Below are 2,523 nucleotides of genomic sequence, written 5' to 3'. Positions count from 1 at the left end.
CGACGCGTGGCGGGCGCGGCGCTCGGCATGGCCGGCGTGGCGCTGGCCATGGCGCCGGGCGCGGCGCTGCCGGATCCCGCGCTGCTGCCCTGGGCGGCGATCATGCTGCTGACACCGGTGTGCTACGCGATGGCGAACCTGCTCTCGGTGAAGCTCGCCGTGCGCGGCACGCCGCCGGTGGCGCAGGCCGCGGGCACGCTCGTGGCGGCGGCGGGATCGGCGGCGCTGCTGGCCTGGCCGCTCGGCCATCTCGGCCTGCCGCCCTCCTGGCCGATCGCCGCGCTGGTGGTGGTGCAGGGCGTGCTGACCGGCATCGCCTACCTGCTCTACTTCCGCCTGCTGGTGCATGCGGGCGGCGTCTTCACCAGCCAGGTCGCCTATGTCGTCACGCTGGCTGGTCTGCTGTGGGGCTTCCTGTTCTTCGCCGAGGTGCCGGGCTGGCTCACCATCCCGGCCGCCGCGCTGATCTTCGGCGGCGTCGCGCTGGTCACGCTGGAGACGCGTGGGCGGCGGTGACGCAACCCTCGCCTCGCCGGGATCAGCCCGGGAAGTGCTTCATCTCCACTTCGATGAAGGAGAGCGGCGCATCGCCGGCATTCACGACGTTGTGCTCCACTCCGGCATCGCGCGCATAGGCGATGCCGGCCTTGAGTTCCGCGGTCGCGGTCGCACCACCCGGCAGTTCCAGCAGCAGCGTGCCATCCGTCACCGGCACGACGACATAGGCCATGCCGTGCCGGTGCCAGCCGGTCTCCGCGCCGGGCGCGAAGTCCCAGCGCGTGACGCGGACCCTGTCGTCGTCCAGCTGCACCGTGCCCGTGGCCGGGGCACGGCAGGTCAGCGGCTGGGTCACTCCGCGGCCTTCGCCATGCCGAGGCCGGGCAGCGGCAGCGCGCCCGCGGCCTGCATCGCGTCCCACGCCTTCTGCCCTTCCTCCGCGGTCAGCGGCAGGTGCGGCGGACGGATGGTGCGCCAGTTCGCGTCACCCGTGCTGCGCGCGATGATCTCGCGCAGGCCGGGGATCAGCGGCGTCGCGGTCGCGGCCTTGCGCGTCGCGTCCAGCACGGCCTGGGCCGCGTCGGCCTCCGGCCCGGTGCGCTTGCTGTAGACCACCTGGCCGAAGCGCGCATTCACGTTGGCCGCGGCGGTGATGCAGCCGGCGCCGCCCTCGGCCAGGATCTTCTGCACGAAGTTGTCCGCGCCCGAATAGACCTCGAAGCCGTCCTTCGCGAAGTTGTCGATCATCGCCTTCATGTTCGCGTAGTCGCCGGAGGAATCCTTCACCCCCTTGATCACGCCCGGGAAGGCCTTCAGCAGCCGCCCGATCAAGCCTAGGCTGAAGGGCACCGCGCTCTGCTGCGGGAAGTGATAGAGGTAGATCGCGATGCCGCCGCCGACGCGGTTCACCACTTCCGAGAAATAGGCGAACAGCCCGTCATCGCTCGGGCCCTTGTAGTAGAAGGGCGGCAGGACGAGGACGCCGCGGCAGCCCTGTGCCTTGGCGTGCTTCGTCAGCTCCACCGTGTCCGTCAGGCTGGCGCAGCCGGTGCCGGGCATCAGCTTCGAGACGGGCACGCCGCGCGCGACGATGCCTTCCAGGATCTGCCTGCGCTCGTCGAAACCGAAGCTGTTCGCCTCGCCCGTCGTGCCGAGGATGCCGAGGCCATTGCAGCCATTCGCCAGAAGCCACTTGCAGTGCGCCGCAAAGCGGTCGAGGTCGGGCGAGAAGTCGGGCTTCATCGCCGTCAGCGCGGCGGCGTTGATGCCGCCGAACAGCGCGTCCTTCATGATGCGTTTCCTTCCGGATGGAGCGGGTTGAGCGGGCGCGCGGCACGCGGGATGCGGCCGGGCCAGGCGACGAGGTGATGCTCCAGCGCGCCGGCCTCGCGTTCGCGGATCGCCTTGCCGCGGACCGAGACGCCGGCCTGCACGACGGTTTCCGGATTGCCGGAGACCAGCGGATGCCACCAGGGCAGGTCGCGCCCCTCGGCCAGCAGGCGATAGGCGCAGGTGGGCGGCAGCCAGTCGATGCCGGCCAGGCGCTTCGGCGTGAGCTTCACGCAATCCGGCACGCGCGCCTTGCGGTTGGCGTAGTCCGTGCAGCGGCAGGTCTGGGTGTCGAGCAGCCGGCAGGCGACGTTGGTCCAGCCGAGCTCGCCGCTGTCCTCGTCGCGCAGCTTGTGCAGGCAGCAGCGGCCGCAGCCGTCGCAAAGGGACTCCCATTCGGCGCGCGTCATCTCGCCGAGGGTCTTGCTGCGCCAGAAGGGCTCGCCGGTGACCATGGAGCGCGCAACCTAGACCCTGGGGCGGGCAGCGCAAGGGCGGCGGGGCCGTGCCGACTGGCAGCGCGGCACCGGGCGAGGCAGGCTCGCGGGCCATGCTGCCATTCACGGCCGAGCAGTTCTTCGCCGTTTTCGCGGCCTACAACCTGGCCACCTGGCCGGCCCCGCTGCTGGCCGGGGTGGCCGCGGCCGCGGCGCTGGTGCTGGCGCTGCGCGGCGGGGAAGCGGCGCGGCGCGGCGT

Annotated in this window: 4 protein-coding genes; 1 reads left to right on the top strand and 3 read right to left on the bottom strand. The window is 71.8% G+C overall.

Going from position 1 to position 2,523, the window contains the following annotated elements:
• A partial coding sequence (locus OZN99_RS29630) for a DMT family transporter (RefSeq protein WP_270938806.1) occupies window positions 1–516 on the top strand: 516 nt, incomplete at its 5' end.
• A 22-nt stretch (window positions 517–538) separates the two neighbouring features.
• On the opposite strand, the gene OZN99_RS29625 is transcribed toward OZN99_RS29630, so the two are convergent.
• Genes OZN99_RS29625 through OZN99_RS29615 form a run of 3 tightly spaced genes read right to left on the bottom strand, consistent with a single transcriptional unit; the run spans window position 539 to window position 2,282 of the window.
• A complete protein-coding gene (locus tag OZN99_RS29625) occupies window positions 539–853 on the bottom strand; it encodes a cupin domain-containing protein (protein WP_270938805.1) in 315 nt (104 codons plus the stop codon).
• Window positions 850–1,788: a dihydrodipicolinate synthase family protein gene (locus OZN99_RS29620; RefSeq protein ID WP_270938804.1), complete on the bottom strand. Its 939-nt coding sequence runs from the start codon at window positions 1,786–1,788 to the stop codon at window positions 850–852. Before OZN99_RS29620 ends, OZN99_RS29625 begins: the two co-directional genes overlap by 4 nt.
• Window positions 1,785–2,282: a YcgN family cysteine cluster protein gene (locus OZN99_RS29615; RefSeq protein ID WP_270938803.1), complete on the bottom strand. Its 498-nt coding sequence runs from the start codon at window positions 2,280–2,282 to the stop codon at window positions 1,785–1,787. Before OZN99_RS29615 ends, OZN99_RS29620 begins: the two co-directional genes overlap by 4 nt.
• Window positions 2,283–2,523: the final 241 nt, after the last annotated feature.

The sequence above is a fragment of the Falsiroseomonas oryzae genome (assembly GCF_027856955.1).
In the GTDB taxonomy this organism is placed as follows: domain Bacteria; phylum Pseudomonadota; class Alphaproteobacteria; order Acetobacterales; family Acetobacteraceae; genus Falsiroseomonas; species Falsiroseomonas oryzae.
The sequence above is the reverse complement of the archived record's forward strand: the minus strand, read 5'-3'. Positions and strand labels throughout refer to the sequence as shown.

What these genes read in the sequence shown, in the direction of transcription:
- OZN99_RS29620 (WP_270938804.1), bottom strand. Translation starts at nt 1,788, where the DNA reads ATGAAGGACGCGCTGTTCGGCGGCATCAACGCCGCCGCGCTGACGGCG.
- OZN99_RS29615 (WP_270938803.1), bottom strand. Translation starts at nt 2,282, where the DNA reads ATGGTCACCGGCGAGCCCTTCTGGCGCAGCAAGACCCTCGGCGAGATG.